We start from the raw sequence: 18,509 nt of genomic DNA, 5'->3' as shown, positions 1-18,509 counted from the left end.
TCGGTGGCGGCTATTTTTAGGCGAGGTCATCCAAGGAACAGCTATATAAACACTAGGGGCTTATTTTTGAAAGGAGCAAAAGCGGCAGCATCAAAGCGGTACAAACTAGCAGGACGCCCTGCACCTCGCGAAACCTTAACACGGGTATCGCACAAAAAGCCCAATTTCAACAATCGAGCTCTAAAATTAGAATAATCAGAAAAATTTTCCCCCAAAATAGTAGTATACAATTGATACAGATCGCTCAAAGTAAAAAGCTCTGGCAAAACTTCAAAAGCTACGGGACTGTATTCAAGTTTGTTGCGGAGTCGCCGGTATCCGTATTCGAGAATTTGATTGTGATCGAAGGCTAGCTTCGGAACTTGTTGGACGGGATACCAAGCAATGCCGCCGACGCGGTGCCCGACACCTGCAACTACACTTCCAGCAATCAATTCAGCTTCTTCAAACCGCACCAAAGCAAAGTAACTCACCGAAAGATAGCGATCGCCCCTGGTGAATTCTCTCGGATCGCGTCCCGGTTCTCCAAAAGTATACAGTTGCTCCAGATACAAATTTTCTACTCGAATTTTTTCCGACAAAATCCGGTAAGCTGCATTTTCCAGAGACTCTCCGTGCCGTACCAAAGTACCGGGAAGACTCCAAGAATCGATAAACGGTTCGTCTTGCCGCATTACCAACAGCACCAACAAGCGGTTCTGCACGGTATCGACGGAGAAAATTACATTATCTACTCCTACTTTAAAGTCAGCTAATGAGCAACCTTCGCTCTTTTTTGTGCCTCGTGCCATGCGTACAAATGCTCCCGATTAATGTAATCTTCGATAGTCGGAGTCAGGGCTTCCGTGTCTCCTGTTTCCCGATAGGAAGTTGAAGAAACATCGGGAGCGTTCAAAGATGCGATCGCCACTTCTGCACCCATGCGCTTCAACTGCCACAAATCTAACTGTTCTGACGGATAACCAGGCCGCGGTACTATCAGTAACTCTACTTCTTTTAACAACTGTTCAAATTTGTACCAGCGAGGCAGTTGTCCCACCAAATCCGAGCCTATTACCATCGTCAACTCTGCATCCTGCCACTGCAATCTTGCTTGTTCCACGGTTTCTAGCGTCCTCGGACTGCTGAGTTCTGGATGCAAGCAAAGGTTGTGTCTGGGCGAATTAATTTCTTGAATCATTAACAGCAGCATTGCCGATCGATGTTCTAGGGATGTTTGGTGCGACTTGAAAGGATTGTCCGACGCCCAAACTGCTACCCAATCAAAATGCTGAGCAAGCCAATTCAAGATTGTTTTGTGTCCCGCAGTAGGTGGATCGGCACTGGTTCCAAACAAGGCAATTCTTTGCATAGGGAATTGGGAATGGGTAATGGGGAAATAGGTACGTTGTTGGGCTTTAGCCCTCTTTATCTATATCTATAAAGAGGGCTAAAGCCCAACAACGTACCTGATCGATGCTATAAGCGAGATATTTCATAAGTTTTAGTCTGACGTTGACACAAATAACTAATGACTCTTTTTCGTTTTTTGAGTGAGAGTCTGCAAATCTGTAGAAATTTCCATCGGTGGCGAAATCGGGTTATTTAATTGGCGAGTTTCTGCCGGGAGACTGGCGACAGAAGCAGCAGTTCGTTTGGCGATATCCTCCAAACTTTCGGGTTCGTGCAATCGTTTGCCATCCTTGACAACCAATTGCATTAATGGTAAATGATGCTCCGAATTGTAAATATTGTCCGCTGCCAGTCCCAAACAATCTCCGATAATTTCTCCATCTTTCATGGTTCTAAAAATTTGCTTTTTCCCTGGATATGTTACCTTGCCGCTGGCCTCTTTCATCACGGGCATTCCGTCTATTTCCACTAACTTATAAACACCGTTGATAGGCGAACCGGTGACCAACTTTGTTCCCAAACCGTAACCGTCAATGCAAGCACCCGCACTTTTTAATCTAGCAATTTCGTGTTCGTCCAAATCACCGCTAGCAATAATTGGCACGCCCGGAAGGATCGATCGCACTTCCCGAGACAATTTTACCAAATCCCCCGAATCCAGCCGCACGCCTTCCAAGGGCATTTCACCGCTGTTGACTCGCGATGCTAAAGTCCGCGCCGCCGCCACAGTATCGTAAGTATCGATCAATAGCGGCGCCCCCGGAAAATAGCGGTGAAAAGCTAAAAACGCCTCATCTTCGCTGCCTTCGAGAGCCGACACAGCCATTACTAAAGCATGGGCGATCGTACCGACAGGTTTGCGGCCCAATTTCAAAGCAGCCAAAACATTAGAAGTACCATCGATCCCAGCAGCCAAAGCGGCCCTAGCAGCCCAGACAGCAGCTTGAGGCCCAAAAGCCCTGCGCGTCCCGAATTCCAGCAACTTAGCCTCCGGGCCCGCCACATCGCGCAGCCGCGCAGCCCGCGTCGCAATTAAAGTTTGATAATTGATTGCATTCAACAAATAAGTTTCGACTAACTGAGCCTGCCACAGAGGAGCCTCGATCCGCAAGAGAGGTTCATTGGCAAATACCGCCGTCCCCTCGGGTACCGCCCACACATCCCCAGTAAAGCGGGCCCAAGCGAGTAGATCCCAAAATCGCTCGGGGGCCCCGGCAAAAATTCCGGTGGACTGTAAAGCCTGAATTTGCGCCTCGGAGAACCGCAATTTTTCTAGATAGTCTAGAACTTGAGCCAAACCCATGGCGATCGCATAACCAAAACCATCTGGTAGCCTCCGCGCGAACAATTCAAAACTCGCAGGGCGATCGTCGAGGCCTTCCCCGACGTAACAAGCCGCCATCGTTAGCTGGTAGAGATCGGTCAACAGGCTGTAATCTGCTGGAGAAACCGTCAATTCCCGATCTTCTAAGATTTCCTCAAAACCTGTGACGTGCAGGCTTTCTGTCGCAGTTTTCATCAAAAAAACCCCGGACAAACTTTGTTTATTTAATTATAGTGACAAATACCATATCTTTTTGTAAAGGTTTGATTAAGATTTCAGAGAGAGTCGGAATATTTTATGATTTATGCCCTCTAATAGGGGTTTTTGTGTAGATGGGTACAAAATAATTATGGTAGAATCACTAAAAAGTTCGCATTTAGCAATCTCAGCAAATCGATCGCAAAATATATATGAGGAGATTGGGGCGATCGACCAAAACACTGAATTGGTAAAAGCTTCAGTTTGCTTCGATGTTGCAGACTAATAAGTAATTCAAACAAATATTGCTAAAGCGATCGCAGGGCAGAAACTCAGACTAATCTATAAAGTATCAACAGCCAGAAAAGAGAGGCGGTTCTTATGAATCTTTCTAAATCTGTGGTAGGCGCAATGCGTTACGTTTCGGAAGCTGCATCGAGGATTTTTAGACGGAGCGATGACGATTATCCGGCTACTGGCGTTCAGCCTTTTGAAGGTACGCCACCCAAAGGCTCTAAATGGGACAGATGAAAAGGCGATCGGAGTATTTCTAGTGAGATAGGCAAAGACATTCGCCTCACCCAATAACGGTAAGTTTTTCAACTACTTTGAAATATCTTCAATTTCCCCCAGCTAAACTTTGTTTAGCTGGGGTTTTGCCGTTAAAAATTGGTAGTAATGATCAAGATTTTCAAAGGTGGTACCCGCCACGTGATTTATCCGTGGAATCAATCCCAAATCAAAAATCGAAAATCCTCTCTTCCCCCGAATTTATCAGTGGGGTCGCCTCTAAAATCTAAAATCTAAAATCTAAAATCTAAAATCGATTGACGTTGATGTTTTGAGTTTTATGAGGACTGAAGTCCTCACTACGAACCAATTACCAAAATTGATTGAGCAAAAAGGCGATCGCCCCACTGCCGATTGGCACAGTCAAATTGTCAATTCCCAACTTAGACACCGACTCCAAAGTAGCAGCAACCAAAGCTACAACAGCCGACACAGCCCAAGTTTGCCAAATATTGCCTTGCACGAAGAGCAAAATCAAACTGCTAACAGCAAAACTCACCAAATACATAGTTGCAGAACCTTCCCAACTCTTCTGCATTCCCCAAACTCGATAAAGATGTTTGCCGTATTTCTGCCCAATAACAGCGGCCAATCCGTCCCCCCAAGCCATCACTAAAATGCCCAAAGCAGCGTATTCTTGATGTTGTAGCGGCCAAAACCAAGCGACGAGAACGCTGATACTGACAGCATAGAAAAAAGTCCCGAAACTCTTGCGGTGGATAGTGTTCAGACTTGGCAAAATCGGAACTTGGTAGGAAATTAGGGCGATCGCACCAGCCAAAAAACCAGCCGAAATCCCCACCCAGTCGGGTATTTCCAGCCACCAAGCCAGCAAAATCACGTTCCCTGTACCGATGTGAACCACCTTGCGCGATACCTCCGCATCGACAGCAGTAAAGCGGTTTAAGCCTTCAGCTACCAGCAAAATCACGCCCAACCAGGCTCCCACGAGGGAAATTTGCAACCACACAGTCGGAATTTCAGACAATATAAACACGATATTTAGGAAAAACTGCGATCGGGCACTATGTACTACTTTAATGGAAAGCGCGATCGCGATCGTTGAGGGTGCGATGTCAAAAAGCGCTACAATTGACTCTGTTTCGCAAGCTGCTGAAGGTTTGAGATGCTCAGAGAAATCGATCGAGATATTTGGGTTGCCGAACAACCGTTACGGTACTTTGGACTCAGCGTTGGCACGAGAATGACCGTGATTCGGCTGGCTAATCGCGAGTTAGTCGTTATTTCTCCGATTCAAGTCAATGATACAATCGTGAGTCAGCTTAGCGAACAGGGAACCGTTAGCCACATCATAGCGCCCAATCTGTATCACTATTTGTTTGCAGCCAATTTCAAAAAGCTCTACCCAAACGCGAAATTCTGGGCTGCACCGGGTTTGGAAGCTAAAAAACCAGATTTGGCGATCGATCGAACCATCCAAGGTGAAGCAAATAGTTTATGGAAGGGGCTAGAATATGTATTTTTTGATGGATTCAGAACCCTTAGTTTAAGCGGTTTTGATTCACTCAATGAATGTGTATTTTTTCATGCTGCAAGCCGCACTCTGATCTTAACTGACACGGCCTTTCACTTTGACGAGAGCTTCCCAATCGTCACACAATTTGCGAGCAGAGCGATCGGCGGATATAAAAATTTGAGTCCATCGATACTGGAGCGAATTGCGACAAAGGATAAAGAAAAAGTGAGAGAGTCAGTTAAGAAGGTTTTAGGTTGGGACTTTGAGCGAGTGATTGTCGCTCACGGCAGCATCATCGAGACTCAGGGAAAGCAAAAGTTTAAAGAGGGGTACGAGCAGTTTTTAGGTTGCTCTGTGAATGTTTGAAATTAGAGAAAAATAGGTTTTATGCCTGTGCAGGATGTCTCGATCGTTCATGAAGTAGACTCGGCAGTTGAAACCGCGTTTACTTTTTTCATGTTAGATTAATCGAATAAACACGATAGGGATTTTTAGACTATGACTTTCAGTGATGTAGTTGAAGCTATAAAAATTCTTTCCGCTGATGAGAAGCAGGAAATTCAACTATTGTTGAAACAATATCTCCGTGAAGAACGCCGTGAGGAGATCTCTGAGAATTTTAAGTCGGCGCAAGTCGAACAACAAAAAGGTTTGCTGAAATTTTCTGCCAACATCAATGAACTGAAACAACTGATAGAGGAGTAATCATGGAAGTCAGTTTCAGTTCTTCATTTAAACGTGCTTTCAAAAAGCGTATTAAAGGCAATGCAGATTTAGAGGCAAGGTTTTGGCAAAAATTAGAGCTGTTCACGATAGATCCATTTGATCCGACTTTGAAAACTCACAAACTGTCGGGGAAACTTAATGATTTTTGGAGTTTTACCGTAGATTATGACGAAAGGGTGCTATTCTACTTTACGGAAGATGGTAAAACTGTGTTTGTAGATATTGGTAGTCACGATCAAGTGTATTGAGAGGAAAATAGGTTTGATTAGTATACAATATGTCTTAATTATTCATGAAGTCGAAAATTATGCAGCTTGGAAAAAGGTATTTGACAATGCTGCAAATATCCGAAAAGAAGCTGGCGAGCGCTCGTATCAGGTTTTGAAGTATGAGAATGAACCCAACAAAATTGTTCATTTCTCCGCGTGGACATCAACAGCAGATGCCAGGGCATTTTTTGAGTCGCCTGCACTGGTTAAAATTAGAGAAGAAGCCGGAGTTAAAGCTCCTGAATTTATTTATCTAGACCAATTAGATTCAGGAGTATTGTGAAACAACTCACGATCGCCTTTGTATAATGTCAAGATAATATCAAGGCATTTGATTCCTAATTATTACTATCCGTTTCCTGCTGACAATGCTGTGACTATGGCTGTTACTGCGGGACTAAGACTAGACAAAACAACGACGGAAGCAGTAGCAATAATAATAGTTGTAGCCATCCTTACCATACCATCAGTTCCTTTCTGATATGCGTCAAATTTGTATTCCAGGCGATCAACTTTATTGCCTAGCTCAATTAATGCTTGTCTGATGTCATCATTACTGGGATTTTCTGGTATCTGCATAGCGATTTCTCCTATTCAAAGTACAGACCTTAGCTTGAGTGTATAAATATCATAGCACGATCGGATACTAAATCATCCAAATGTTGTTTTTGTTAGACTTGGAAGAGGTGAAATTGAGGCTATAGTTCCTGATGGAAGTCGAATCAGGTTTGAAGCAGATGGTAGTTTTGGTACATTTGTAGATTAAGAGGTTCAAAATGGCTATAAATCTAGATTCTGGTTTTGAAATCATTTATCTTAGTGACATTAAATATAATGAAATGACTGTTGAAATACAATATAAGGGACAACAGGTTGCACAAATCAATAAAGATAAAAGTGTCGAAAAAATGGAAATAGATATATACTCACAATATGTTCATCCCGATTTTTTAGCGGAATTGAAGTTTCCACTTAGTGAATTTTTAGAAGCAATAAATATAGCTAGTACAGCTTTAATAGATGCTTGAATAGATTCTCCAAACATCTCCGCAATGCCTTCCGCTATCTAAAGGTTAAATTAGGAAACCCGACTATAGCAATCCTAATTGATTTTCTAGATCTCAAAAACCTGAAAATTTTGCTATACAAGGAGTCTAGGAAGACAAGGGGGCGTTGTTTTGTGAGAATCAGATCGATTGCTATAGATGTTAAAATTCAAAATTCAGCACTATTCACCAACTCTCGCACGGCCGCAAAAGCTCTCCCCCGCCACTCAATTGGCAGCAGCGACAATCCCAAAGCAGCCCACATTTTAGTCTCAGAAACCGACTTCCCAGCTCGCACCATCCGCCGCCCTTTTGCAGTTTCACCCACCTCAATTAACCGCAAACCAAGCGCTAATTGAGTTTCTGCAATCCTCTTGAGCCTGACTGTTTCCAACTTCTCGGAATCAAATTCGTAACTGGTCAAATAGCGCAATTTATCGCTCAAATAGGGAATTGCCCGATCGCATCCTTGCTGTCCTGCGTGAAATCGATACTCCATCAACAGCTCGGGCAAGTAATAGCACTTTTTGCCCGCAAGCGCAAGTCTCACAAACAAATCGTTATCTTCGCAATTTTGCCAATTGGGCCGCAGAAATCCGACTGTTTCCAGCGCGCGGCGCCGAAACAAAGTTGCGCCTATTTGCAAACTTTGCCTCAGAAAAACTGTAGCAAGTAAATCTTCAATAATTCCCGCCGACAACTCGGTGCGGCCCCACCGCTGCGAATTCAGTTGTGTCTGGTTTTCGTCAATGTTGTTGTTGACATCAATGACCCAGTGGTCGGTACTGACAAAATCAATGCTGGGGTCTTTATCTAAAATAGCAGATGTCCGCTCTAGAAATTGCGCGCTCAGGCGATCGTCATCGTCAAACTTGATAAAATATTCGCCCCTAGCCGCCGCAAAGCCCGATCGCATATTATTACTTTTGCCGATATTCTGCGGGTGGCGAATGTAGCGAATCGGGCGATGGCTGGGAGCCCCGCAAGCTACGACAAATTCCGACATCAACAGCGCAGTCGTGTCCGTCGAACCGTCATCGCAGACAATTAACTCAAAATCTGTATAAGTTTGATCTAGCACGCTGGCGATCGCACTAGCCAGCAAATGCACTCGATTGCAAGTAGGAATGCAAACACTAATTTTCGGCATTAAAACCATTTTAGATTTGGGATTGAGATTGCGAAAAAAATTCGCAATTGAGTTCAGGGAAAGAAACCACCTATGCCCTATGCCCTATGCCCAATGCCCAATGCCCTATGCCCTATGTCTTTTAATTTAAACGAGCTGTACATTCCAGAATTAACTTTTGATTCACCAATGCAAAAGGTTGAATTTCCAAAGCGCGACGAAAAGCTCGAATAGCACTTCTGTATTCTCCCAGGGCAGCGTAGCACAAACCCAGACCGTGCAACGCCCCAAAATGCACCGGATTTAGTTGGAGGACTGTTTCGCAGTCTTTGATCGACCTTTGATAATTGCCTTGGGTATAGTGAAGTACGGCGCGCCGGTTCCAAGCTTCAGCAAAATCCGGCGCTTCCGCAATCAGTTTTGTCAGCAAATCCAAAGCGTGCCGAACATCTCCTGCATCTAGGGAAACTTGCGATCGCCTGAGAACTTGCATCCCGTAGTCACCCTTCTGGTTAAACCAAGTGCGCCAGAGTTCTGTAGTAGCCCGATCGCGCACGCTTTCGTCAGACTTTTTCAAATCTTCGAGCAGCGCCTTAACAGATAATTCATCCATAGGTGGGAGGATTGTTAAACAGGTTTTATCAATCAATTTTATCGTGACAGTGGCAACTTTATTTATTCAACATCCCATGCGAATTTTGATGCTTTCTTCAACTTTTCCCTATCCGCCAAGCCGCGGCGGAACTCAGGTAAGGACATTTAATTTGTTGCAATACTTGAGCCGGCGGCATGATGTAATTCTTGGTACTGTGCGATCGCCAGATGTCACTGACTCACAAATCGACGCATTGAGGCAACAAGTTACACAATTAGCAGTTTTCCTCCACCCGCAGACACCCCCCCAACCCCCCCTTGCTAAGGGGGGGCTAAGACTCAATCAGGAGACTACTGAGGGGGGGTTCTTTCCTCCCCCCCTTAACAAGGGGGGGATTGAGGAAGAATTCTTTCCTCCCCTCAATCAGGGGATTGATGAGAAAATGAACGAAATAATAGGAAAATTCCACAGATTTAGTCAATTTTTGTTATCCGGGACGCCTCCGAACGTAATCTCCAGCTACTCTCAAGCAATGCAAAATTGGGCAGACAATTTAGTCATAGCAGGCAAATGTGATGCTGTTACCTGCGAGCACAGCGTTAACGAGATTTATGTGCGTCCAGAATGGCGGCAAAAACTGCTAACAGTTGCAAATATTCACAGTTCCGTTTGGGGAACTTGCAGGGAAATGTTAGCCACCGGGACTTCCCAAAAACCCCTGCGCGATCGACTAAATTTACCGCTACTCGCCCGCTACGAAAAACGTTACTGTACCAAATTCTCCCGTATTGTCGCCACCACATCCACAGACAAGCAGCAACTGCTAGAATTGCTGTCCTCTGGCAGCCTCGGAGGGAAAGCAGATTTTTTTGTCCCTCCCATTGATGTGATTCCTAACGGCGTGGATTTGGCAGAATTTCCCTATCGGTCGATCGATCCAGGAGGACACACCTTAATCTTTGCAGGCGCCATGAACAATTTGCCCAATATAGACGCGGCCAGGTTTCTCAGTTTGCAGGTACTCCCAAAGTTGCAGCAGCGGTATCCCGATGCTACCCTCACCCTAGTCGGCACCTCGCCAGTTCCCGAAGTCCTCGCCTTGGGGAAACTTCCGGGAATTCAAGTAGTAGGCAGGGTGCAAAGGGTGGCAGAATATTTGCATCAGGCTGCTGTTTGTGTGGTGCCGATGCGGATTGGTTTTGGAATTAAAAATAAAACTTTGGAGGCGATGGCGGCTGGAACGCCTGTAGTTGCTAGCGATCGAGGTTTGGAGGGTTTAACCGTCGGTGGCGGGCCTTCCCCGACAAGGGCCTTGCGGGCAAACGAAGTTCAGGAGTATGTTGAGGCGATTACCAGTTTGTTTGAAAATTATCAGCTAAGACAGGAACTCTCTCTGAGGGCCCGATCGCTCGTTGAAAGCCAATATACCTGGGATATCATAGGTCGGCAGTACGATCGGCTATTCCAAATTTAAACTCTAAATTCTAAAATCTAAATTCTAAAATTTCGACGATGGAACACAAAATAAACTCCTCAAAAAATCGAGCCAAACCCCCAGAAAATCGCAAAGTTACTCCTTCTCCGACAAGACGCCGCCGCCAAAACCGACGCGCCAAAAAACTTCAAGAGTCCCAGCTTCCCATACCTGGTTCCCCAACTCCCGCCAGATATCCTTGGAAAAGACTGGTAGCTAATTTGACAGCCCTCAGCGTCTTGTGCGGCTGTGCAGCTTTGATGGGAGGTGGCGCTTGGCTGAGTTACCAGCTAATTGTCGATCCCAACGGGAACAGATTGATATCTCAGTTTGTACCCGGATGGTCGCGCCTGCCTACAGGTAGCAGAGATACCATCCAAACTCTCGATCAAATCAAAGCCAGCATCCGCAAATTGGGATTCATCACCGGCGAACCCCTACCGCTTCCTGTTGAGAAATCCGCAGATAATTCTATTTCCGATTTGCTGTTGCCGGTGATGGTGGAAAGAACAGTTAATGCTTCTACAGTTTGCAAAAATCCTTGCCGTCAAATTGTCGAACTTCGCGTGTACAAGCGGGTGCAACTTCCCGATCGCGATTCCGATACCGTACAGTATTTTCAGCTAGCAAGTTCTGTGAATATAGAAGGCCCGGCGGAATCTTTTGTCATTGCTTCTTTGGATGACTCTGGATCCAACAATCAAGCCTCAAATCAGTCGCTACCGCTAACAGAACTGCGCCGCTTTGACGGCAAGCCCCCCGAATTGGGCATTTGGTTTAATGTCAGCGGTAAACTCGTGCGGGGCGACAAGAAAATTCCCTACGGACAAGTCGTTCGCTACAACCCCAGTCAAAATCATTTAATCTCGCTGTTGGATTGGGCGAGTGCGGCCGGACAAGCGCCGAATTGGCAGCAAATTGTTAAGGGGCAAAACCCCCAGTTGGCGATCGACCAAACAATTGGTTTAGAACCGCAATTTACCATTTATCAAATTGGTTCGCGCAAATTTATCCCGAACCCAGTTCAATTAACCGCGATTTCCTTAGAAGAATTTGCCTTCAATGACCAGACTTATAAAAATGGGCTGCGACTGGCAAAAAGCGGACTTTGGTCTCCCGGATTAAATGTCATGCGTTCAGCTAAAGCCAAAGCCGGTCAGAATTGGCCCGCAGTCGCCCAAGCTCAACTAGAGACGATCGAATTTCATGCTAAAATTACTCGTGCTCAGGCGATCGCATCTTGGGCCAGTCCCAGCCAACAAGTTCTCGCAGAATTGATAGACGGCCGCTGGAGTCAAGCTTTGCAAGTATTTGAAGCCGATCCCAGCAACACTCACGAAATTGCCACCACCCTCAAAAATGAAGGCGGGCGGATCATGAACCGCGTAGACGCCGCCTTGAGAGTCAATGCCGCTGACGCCGATGTCAAAGCTTGGGGCACCCTGATTGTAGCCTCTCAAGACGGAACTCGCGAGGCGATGAATTGGCTCGACCAGCAACCAGATACTGACAGCGAAACTCGAACTAGAATTCGCAATTTGGTCAATAAACTTGAGGAAGCAATTTCTCAAGCTGAAAGTTTAGAATACCACAAAAGTCAAATTATGGGTTCTGCTACTTTAATTAGCAGTATTAATCCCGCTGAGTGGCTGGAACCAGAAGCGAAAAACGAGTTAAAATTGACCGGAGAACAAGTTTGGTATCAGGTACAAGTAGCCAGTTTTTACGACGGAACCCGCTGGGTTAATCCGCCCTTTGCCGATGTAGAAGTCCGCTCTTTTCCTGCTACTCAAATCAAATGGTTGTGGGGGCGCCTGGGCTTGCAGGCTGACCCCAAGATTAAGATAGAAGTAGCGATGGCTAACGGTCAACAAAGAGTCGCTGTGGGAACCGTAAAAGCGGTGCAGATTCAAGACGGAAATCTGCGATTGCTAGCGGCGGTTGATAAGCGATCTTGACAGTTGACAGTTGACAGTTGACAGTTGACAGTTGAGGGCGACCTCTACCTGGAAGTTTGAGGATTCGAGTAATGAATAGTCTTGTTTTAATTTCTCCCGCTTAAGGCAGAGGCTTTAAACCATGTTTTTCTGGTAATCCGGGAAAAAACCTTCGGCAGAAATAAAAGTCACGGACACACTCTTGGTACAAAGAAACCAGTTTTTTTACCATTTCTGCCCGTCGCAACAGAAGTATTTCCGCAAAAAAACCCAGTTTCCGGCCACCCGTGCGTTCAAAACAAGGAAGAAGCAAAAAGTTTTCTTCTCCCCCTCTCCCCCTCTCCCCCTCTCCCCCTCTCCTTCTCTTCTCTCGATCTCCCCCTATAGAGATCGGACAACAATGCAGACAACAATTTTGTTAAGTTAATTTACACCACTTGCACACAAAAACCCAGAGATGTTAGATCGCGGCCTTTTTAGAGAGTGCTGCAATCATCTGTCGTTTGACCGCTTTAGCCCAAAGCTCAAACTCCAAGCTGTTGATATCGTTAATTTTCACTTCCTCAGCAGTCTGATGTGGGGCTTGCTTCTGTGCTGTAGTCTCCATTGTTTTTTTCCTCGTTCAAAAAAAGTTATTAGTCGATCGTAAGCAGTGAGCATCATACCTCTATTTTATGTAGTAATTGCTGCCATTAGTTATACTAAATACATAGAATTTAACGATTAGATGCAGTAAATACATCTTGATAATGCAATTTGTGAATAAAATCTTAAGAATCCTGTAATCCTTGCTATATATAGGTTTTTCCTGACATAAAGATGTAACTATTTATAAATTATGGCAATATCAAACCAAGATTCATGTTAACAAAGTTTTGTTAAATGAATGTATTAGCATATACAGCAAAAATATATTTAATTCAATTTACAAAGGGCAATAAAGGCGATCGCCACATCTGCAAGTCCCAGTACAATATCGATTCCCTCCAGCGCCGCCAGCAAGGACAAAAACTTAATAGACTTCGGATTCACTTGTTTAAGCCGATCGACTGCCGCCACTGCTGAGTTAGCAGCAACCAGAATGCGATCGACAATCAAAACATCTCACTTTAGCGATCGGCATTTCCATTTCTTCGTATTTCAGCAGCAAATCTCGCGTCACCTCACAGGCTAGCAGCATCCCAATTTCTTTCAGCAGTTAACGAAATTTTCCCGTGTGCGCTTGAGCTTGCAGCACGAGAGTTAACTTGTGCTGTATCAAAAGATGGTCGATAACACTAACTCATTTTTTTGTGAAGAGTTAATCTACCTTACTATCATCTCTCCCTACCTAGATCTGCCTGAGAATACATCTCTCCTCTTTTTTACCGTTACCCGCTACCACACAGATCATTTCACTACAGCTACAAAGCCTATAATTCCAGAATGCAAGCATCTTTTCTCAACAAATAGCCACGGGAAAATATTTGCTGCTGAAAAAACATTTTTCCGCGCAGCAGCAGACAAAAAAAACAGAGCTTTGTTCCCGCAAACACCTGTAAAAAAAAATCAATTTTTTATCATCGAATTTTCCGGAACAATCTCTAAATGCCATGAATCTTAGAAAGTATCAGGACAAAACAAGTATTAGTCCATCAACTAATGCTACTTGATCAAGCTCCGAGCCAGGTACAGCGATCTAGCTCCCAGTCAGAGTCTGACTGCCTTTTCAGTAAAGGCTTGCCATCTCCTAATTGGAAGGGTATCGCCTCAATCTTCCTTGAATAATTCAGGTTTGTCCTAACAAAAAAACATTAAGGAGAACATCCATGAAATTTGTAAAACTATTGCTAGCCACAGTATTAACCACTGCTGCTATCAGCCCAGCCTTGGCTGCTAACCCATCAGTTCAAATATTAGGTGCAAGCTACGGCGGTAGCGGTTGCCCAGACAGATCCGCCAGCGTCAGCGTCAGCCCCGACGGTCAAGAACTCAGCATCCTATTTGATAAGTTTGTAGCCCAAGGAAACGTCTCAGCAGAGACCCGGAAAAGCTGCAATTTGAGCATTCCCATCAAAGTACCCCAAGGCTTCCAAATTTCGATTTACGATGCCGATTATCGCGGTTACGTTGCTCCTAAAACCAGCGGAAACCTCAGAGCAGAATACTTTTTTGCTGGAGCCAAGGGCCCAGTTTTTTCTCGCACTTTCAACGGCGAAACCAACTACAACGTTCGAGATAGCTTAGCCACTGTAGCAGATGTGTGGTCTCGCTGTGGCGACAGTGTAAATATGCGAGTAAATGCTTCGATGACAGCCCGCGGTGCCGGCACAGCCACCGTTGACTCCTTCGATTTAGCTCATCGCGGTTTAGTTTATCACGTCAAATATCGCACTTGCCGCTAACCATAACCGCTAAAAAACATAACACGCATGACCCGATTTCTTTACGAAATCGGGTCATTTGTGCGCTCATCAAAACTGCTAAAGCTTAGAGAATTTACCCAAAGATATGCTACAATGACGCTTAGGCTTTGAGGAATGTTCTATGAAAGTAAACTACCAAGAAAGAATTGATGTAACAGCCGAGGAATTAAAACAACTTCTGTCGCAGCAACGAACCTTGACTAATCGCTCAAAAATCCAGGCACTTTATTGGTTAAAGGCTGGATATAGCCAAAGCCTTACAGATGTAGCTGAACGTTTAGGTGTACATAGAATTACTGTACATAGATGGTTAAAACAATATAGTGCTGGCGGTCTGCAAGAACTGTTAAAAATACGGCAAGCAACTGGTAGACCCAGAATAATTCCCTCAGCAGTAATAGCAGGAATTGCAGAAAAGTTAAGTGAGGAATCCTGTGAATTCACAACTTACAAAGAAATTGCGGCCTGGGTAGAAGATAACTATCAAATATCAGTCAAATATCAAACATTACACAAGCAATTACACTATCGCATGAAAGCAAAATTAAAAGCACCAAGGCGTTTGAATAACAAAAAAAAATGATGCAGCTATCGAATTTAAAAACAACTCCTCTGAAAAATAGATACTGCAATAAAGGTACGTAGTTGCGCTTAAGCGCTCTTTCTTAGATATAAAGCAATACAGTTGACTAATATACTCTTTCTTAGATATAAAGCAATACAGTTGACTAATATACTGCTATTCGTGAAACTCCTCTGAAAAATAGATACTGCAATAAAGGTACGTAGTTGCGCTTGAGCGCTCTTTCTTAGATATAAAGCAATAAGGACAATCTTAAGTAAACTGTATTGTATTATAAAGAGCGCTTAAGCGCAACAACGTACCTAATAATTAACATCAATATTGACTAATATTAAACTAGAATTCGCTTAACCACGATTTCTTGGCAAAAAAATACAGCTTTAAAAAATCCTTGCTACAACAATTCAGTTAGACTTTTTCAGTGCCATCGGACTTGCATTCCGAACCTTCCTTCTTCTGACTTCACGCTTGACTTCTGTCAACTGTCCACTGTCAACTATTAAAAAAAGTCCCGTCACTTTCAATATGAATTGGCGGTACTCCAGCAGCCCTCAATTCTGTGGCAATTTTTCGCCCCGCCGCCCAAGTTCCTCCCTGCAAAATCTTCACCAGTGGCAATTTTGTCGCACTCAAATCCAGCTTGTATCGCATAGCTGCTGCAATTTTATCTAAAAGAATCACAGTGAGCGATCGCCATTCTACTACAACTTCCGAACCCGGCAAATACTTCTGCTCAAAAATAGCCGAATCTTTTGCCCGTAACAGCCCCATATCCAAACACAAACCGCCGTTACGATACCCCGCTAATCCCGTCAACTCGTCCAATCGCACGACGTACAAACCGAGTTCTTGCAGCGGTTCCAACAGCGAATAAGTCAACCACTGCGAGAGTTGGTGAAACGGCACAAATTCATCTCCCAGATTTTCTCCTTGCAAAGCCCGATGCCGCCAAACCTCACCTAAATTAACGCCACCAATGGCATATTTTCCCGGCCAATTTTCCCCAAAACCTGTCAAAACAGCGCTCAATATTTTAGCACAATCCACAGTTTTGACTCCAGAAACCAGACTGTCAAGCAAGTATTGTGCCAAATTGCCGGGACGCTGGTTCTCGCTGCCAAACAATAATGGATGTTGGCAAATTGCATTCCCCAAACGCTGCAACAATTCTAATCTGCCTGTTAAACCAACTAGCGGATTGTCTCGACTTACTTGAAATCCGGCCGCTAAGGTTTCTAATTTTAATTGAGAAAGCCCGCGAAAATCGGCTTGCCAAGGAAAATCTGGATTGCTGGAAAAAATACCCTGACAAAACATCCGAAAAGTGGCTACTGCCAACCCTTCTGAACGGCGATAAACTTCTTTGGTTTCTGCTTCGCAATACTGCCAATCTGCGCCGGTACTGGCATCGAGTAAAACGCTGACAATGGCTAAATCAAATTTTATCTTTGCTTGTTCTATGACTGAAAATTCTGTTAAAGCTGCATCGAATTGAGCGAGGCGCGGTTGGTTGCCGGCTTCAAAATGCCGCCACTGACTGTGAAACGGAATATTAAAATCGGGATACTGTTGGCGGGTTGTGTCGATTACATAATTTGCTGCTTTGTCGAGTTCGGATAAATCGACACAGAAGAAATTGAGTTTATTTTCGGAGGCTAAGTTAAAAAGCCGATCGCACTTTTGGCGAATCGCAGTTGGTGTTCTCAGATATTTTACAGCCTCTAGCTCAATATTATTCAACTTCATCGAAAATTTTTGGTTTGAAACCCCGTGCTTTGAGCATCGGCTTTACATTTTGGCTAGGCTTTTCCTAGACTAGCCATAGTTCTAGGGAAAGCTCTATGTACCTGACTCAAAAAATCAGATACGCGGACTTGCCACCAAAGAGTTTAACACCTTGCGAGAACTCTGTCGGTTGAGTAAAAACCTTTACAGTGTATGGTTTTATACAGTCAGACAGTATTGCTTCCAATCTGGCAAACACCTTCGCTACGAGTGTAACTATTACTACTGCAAGGGAAACGAGGACTATCAATAGTTGAATACTGATATAGCCCAACATACCCTGAAAGTAGTCGATCGAACTTTGCGGAGTTTCTAGGACTTGATAAACGCAGTCAGAGAGGGAAACTATCAACAGAAAGTTCAACTCCCTCACTATCTCCCGACACAGGATTATATCGTGTCCGATCGATTAACCGTAATTACATTCGATCGCACGTGCCCACGAAAGTCCGCAAAATGGAGCGGACTTTCGTGGGCACTACCAACTATCGTAGAACGGCAGCCGAGTGTTAAACAACTAAACATCGGTAAACATCATTTTCCTGAAAAAAGTCAAACTGACTGTAATCTAACAGATTATCTAAAATCGCATTTTTATCGATTTTGATCAGCTTGTATTCCCACTTCGAGCCACTAACTTCGCGTTTTATTTGGTCTGAAACTATTACCGAATTTTTTTCAGTAGCTGGAGATACTATTTTGCTTAAATCTTCCAGCCTGTCGGCAATGTTAATATCTTTTCCGTAAGTGCAAGAGCGAAATATATACAAATTTCCTTTAGCAACTCCCACCGACAAACCGCAAGGTATTTTATGACCGTGTATAAAAAGTTTCCAATTTTCGCACAAACTTTCCATGGCCGCTAGGGCTGAGTGAGCTTCTGGGAAAGTCAACAAATGCGAATCGCCAACAATACTGCGAATTGTGCCACCGTATTCTTCGCAAATGTTTTTTTCAAAAGTATCAAAGTTGGTGAGCAAATATTCAACATCTCTGATAGAATTAGATTCTTGATAAGCAATAAAACCTCTCAAATCCGCTTTAATTATTGCTTGATTTTCCACAATTCGCGTCTTGTAACTTTGGTCAACTTTGTAAACCTTTTCAGGTTCGCTCATCCCTTTCAAGGAAAACTCATTGACAAAAGATGTTTGCACTTCTGCTTTGTTGAGCGCCAGCCATGCTGCTTGGGACAAATATATTTCATCCTGGGGAGTTACTGATTCTATACGCGCTGTTAAATTGACCGTATCGCCAAAGATATCTTTATCTTGATGCAAGACATCTCCCAAGGTAATCGACACGCGAATAGCCAATCGTTCGTCGTTCGATTTGCTAGATTGTTGGGTTCTCAATTCTTGCTGCATTTCTAAGGCTGCCATCGCGGCTGCTGTGACGCTGGGAAAAATCAGCCAAAATGAATCACCTTCGCCTTTGATCAAACTTCCTTCATTTCTGGTACTAATATCTGAAATAAAAGTTTTATGCTCGTTCAACAAACTACTTAAGTCCGACTGAGATAATTTTTTAACTCGGGCGGTATATCCGCAAATATCTGTTTTTACGATCACAGTAGAACGCAAATTAGCCATAACCTAC

The 18,509-nt window shown here is 44.1% G+C and carries 23 protein-coding genes; 12 read left to right on the top strand and 11 right to left on the bottom strand.

Annotated features, from left to right (window positions below; translation table 11 throughout):
• Positions 1–41: 41 nt before the first annotated feature.
• From JGK11_RS06660 to JGK11_RS06650, 3 genes are all read right to left on the bottom strand, one after another.
• Positions 42–791, bottom strand: a complete 750-nt coding sequence (locus tag JGK11_RS06660) for an NUDIX domain-containing protein (RefSeq protein WP_293190239.1) — start codon at positions 789–791, stop codon at positions 42–44.
• Entirely contained in the window at positions 752–1,351 is a 600-nt protein-coding gene (locus tag JGK11_RS06655) for a nicotinate-nucleotide adenylyltransferase (protein ID WP_293190241.1), read from the bottom strand. The genes JGK11_RS06660 and JGK11_RS06655 overlap by 40 nt, the downstream gene beginning before the upstream one ends.
• A 156-nt stretch (positions 1,352–1,507) precedes the next feature.
• Positions 1,508–2,911 carry a nicotinate phosphoribosyltransferase gene (locus JGK11_RS06650; RefSeq protein WP_293182395.1) on the bottom strand — a complete coding sequence of 468 codons (1,404 nt, stop codon included), beginning with the start codon at positions 2,909–2,911 and terminating at the stop codon, positions 1,508–1,510.
• Positions 2,912–3,065: 154 nt separating this feature from the next.
• Here JGK11_RS06650 and JGK11_RS06645 point away from each other — a divergent pair, with 154 nt between their 5' ends.
• Together JGK11_RS06645 and JGK11_RS06640 are read left to right on the top strand one after the other, a co-directional pair.
• A complete protein-coding gene (locus JGK11_RS06645) occupies positions 3,066–3,200 on the top strand; it encodes a hypothetical protein (RefSeq protein ID WP_293182397.1) in 135 nt (44 codons plus the stop codon).
• Between the two features lie 95 nt (positions 3,201–3,295).
• Positions 3,296–3,445: an isochorismate synthase gene (locus JGK11_RS06640; RefSeq protein WP_293182399.1), complete on the top strand. Its 150-nt coding sequence runs from the start codon at positions 3,296–3,298 to the stop codon at positions 3,443–3,445.
• Between the two features lie 349 nt (positions 3,446–3,794).
• Here JGK11_RS06640 and JGK11_RS06635 read toward each other — a convergent pair whose 3' ends face one another.
• Positions 3,795–4,481, bottom strand: a complete 687-nt coding sequence (locus tag JGK11_RS06635) for a diacylglycerol/polyprenol kinase family protein (protein ID WP_293211069.1) — start codon at positions 4,479–4,481, stop codon at positions 3,795–3,797.
• Positions 4,482–4,610: 129 nt separating this feature from the next.
• Here JGK11_RS06635 and JGK11_RS06630 point away from each other — a divergent pair, with 129 nt between their 5' ends.
• The 4 genes from JGK11_RS06630 to JGK11_RS06615 all read left to right on the top strand — a co-directional run bounded on the left by JGK11_RS06630 (position 4,611) and on the right by JGK11_RS06615 (position 6,239).
• A complete protein-coding gene (locus JGK11_RS06630; RefSeq protein ID WP_293211051.1) occupies positions 4,611–5,327 on the top strand; it encodes a DUF4336 domain-containing protein in 717 nt (238 codons plus the stop codon).
• Between the two features lie 132 nt (positions 5,328–5,459).
• Positions 5,460–5,666, top strand: a complete 207-nt coding sequence (locus JGK11_RS06625) for a hypothetical protein (protein ID WP_293211048.1) — start codon at positions 5,460–5,462, stop codon at positions 5,664–5,666.
• Positions 5,667–5,668: 2 nt separating this feature from the next.
• Entirely contained in the window at positions 5,669–5,935 is a 267-nt protein-coding gene (locus JGK11_RS06620; protein ID WP_293211046.1) for a type II toxin-antitoxin system YafQ family toxin, read from the top strand.
• A gap of 13 nt (positions 5,936–5,948) precedes the next feature.
• The gene (locus JGK11_RS06615) at positions 5,949–6,239 is read left to right on the top strand and encodes an antibiotic biosynthesis monooxygenase (protein WP_293211044.1); all 291 of its coding nucleotides are present in this window, start codon (positions 5,949–5,951) and stop codon (positions 6,237–6,239) included.
• Positions 6,240–6,304: 65 nt separating this feature from the next.
• Here the strand turns inward: JGK11_RS06615 and JGK11_RS06610 are convergent, their stop codons facing one another.
• A complete protein-coding gene (locus JGK11_RS06610) occupies positions 6,305–6,535 on the bottom strand; it encodes a hypothetical protein (protein WP_293211042.1) in 231 nt (76 codons plus the stop codon).
• Positions 6,536–6,732: 197 nt separating this feature from the next.
• Here JGK11_RS06610 and JGK11_RS06605 point away from each other — a divergent pair, with 197 nt between their 5' ends.
• Entirely contained in the window at positions 6,733–6,984 is a 252-nt protein-coding gene (locus JGK11_RS06605) for a hypothetical protein (RefSeq protein ID WP_293211039.1), read from the top strand.
• Positions 6,985–7,171: 187 nt separating this feature from the next.
• On the opposite strand, the gene JGK11_RS06600 is transcribed toward JGK11_RS06605, so the two are convergent.
• Positions 7,172–8,152, bottom strand: a complete 981-nt coding sequence (locus tag JGK11_RS06600; RefSeq protein WP_293211037.1) for a glycosyltransferase — start codon at positions 8,150–8,152, stop codon at positions 7,172–7,174.
• A 121-nt stretch (positions 8,153–8,273) separates the two neighbouring features.
• Positions 8,274–8,744 carry a tetratricopeptide repeat protein gene (locus tag JGK11_RS06595; protein ID WP_293182411.1) on the bottom strand — a complete coding sequence of 157 codons (471 nt, stop codon included), beginning with the start codon at positions 8,742–8,744 and terminating at the stop codon, positions 8,274–8,276.
• Between the two features lie 76 nt (positions 8,745–8,820).
• On the opposite strand from JGK11_RS06595, the gene JGK11_RS06590 reads away from it, so the two are divergent.
• Both JGK11_RS06590 and JGK11_RS06585 read left to right on the top strand, forming a co-directional pair.
• On the top strand, positions 8,821–10,200 hold the full coding sequence (locus tag JGK11_RS06590) for a glycosyltransferase family 4 protein (protein ID WP_293190293.1): 1,380 nt from the start codon (positions 8,821–8,823) through the stop codon (positions 10,198–10,200).
• 38 nt (positions 10,201–10,238) lie between these two features.
• Positions 10,239–12,158: a hypothetical protein gene (locus tag JGK11_RS06585; protein ID WP_293197103.1), complete on the top strand. Its 1,920-nt coding sequence runs from the start codon at positions 10,239–10,241 to the stop codon at positions 12,156–12,158.
• Positions 12,159–12,597: 439 nt separating this feature from the next.
• Here the strand turns inward: JGK11_RS06585 and JGK11_RS06580 are convergent, their stop codons facing one another.
• Both JGK11_RS06580 and JGK11_RS32825 read right to left on the bottom strand, forming a co-directional pair.
• Entirely contained in the window at positions 12,598–12,744 is a 147-nt protein-coding gene (locus JGK11_RS06580) for a hypothetical protein (protein WP_293156176.1), read from the bottom strand.
• A 308-nt stretch (positions 12,745–13,052) separates the two neighbouring features.
• Positions 13,053–13,235: a hypothetical protein gene (locus JGK11_RS32825; RefSeq protein ID WP_325315263.1), complete on the bottom strand. Its 183-nt coding sequence runs from the start codon at positions 13,233–13,235 to the stop codon at positions 13,053–13,055.
• Positions 13,236–13,386: 151 nt separating this feature from the next.
• Here JGK11_RS32825 and JGK11_RS06570 point away from each other — a divergent pair, with 151 nt between their 5' ends.
• From JGK11_RS06570 to JGK11_RS06560, 3 genes are all read left to right on the top strand, one after another.
• Complete coding sequence (locus JGK11_RS06570; protein WP_293211035.1) at positions 13,387–13,740, top strand: hypothetical protein; 354 nt, start codon at positions 13,387–13,389, stop codon at positions 13,738–13,740.
• Positions 13,741–13,945: 205 nt separating this feature from the next.
• Entirely contained in the window at positions 13,946–14,521 is a 576-nt protein-coding gene (locus JGK11_RS06565) for a DUF4360 domain-containing protein (RefSeq protein ID WP_293182417.1), read from the top strand.
• 142 nt (positions 14,522–14,663) lie between these two features.
• Complete coding sequence (locus JGK11_RS06560) at positions 14,664–15,125, top strand: helix-turn-helix domain-containing protein (protein WP_293182419.1); 462 nt, start codon at positions 14,664–14,666, stop codon at positions 15,123–15,125.
• Positions 15,126–15,617: 492 nt separating this feature from the next.
• Here JGK11_RS06560 and JGK11_RS06555 read toward each other — a convergent pair whose 3' ends face one another.
• Both JGK11_RS06555 and JGK11_RS06550 read right to left on the bottom strand, forming a co-directional pair.
• Positions 15,618–16,871, bottom strand: coding sequence for a URC4/urg3 family protein (locus tag JGK11_RS06555; protein ID WP_293211033.1), 1,254 nt, complete (start codon positions 16,869–16,871; stop codon positions 15,618–15,620).
• 548 nt (positions 16,872–17,419) lie between these two features.
• The gene (locus tag JGK11_RS06550) at positions 17,420–18,502 is read right to left on the bottom strand and encodes an adenylate/guanylate cyclase domain-containing protein (protein WP_293156167.1); all 1,083 of its coding nucleotides are present in this window, start codon (positions 18,500–18,502) and stop codon (positions 17,420–17,422) included.
• Positions 18,503–18,509 lie beyond the last annotated feature (7 nt).

This window comes from Microcoleus sp. PH2017_34_RAT_O_A (assembly GCF_020737885.1).
In the GTDB taxonomy this organism is placed as follows: domain Bacteria; phylum Cyanobacteriota; class Cyanobacteriia; order Cyanobacteriales; family Microcoleaceae; genus Microcoleus.
Note: the sequence above shows the minus strand (reverse complement) of the source record. Positions and strands in the feature narration are given on the sequence as shown.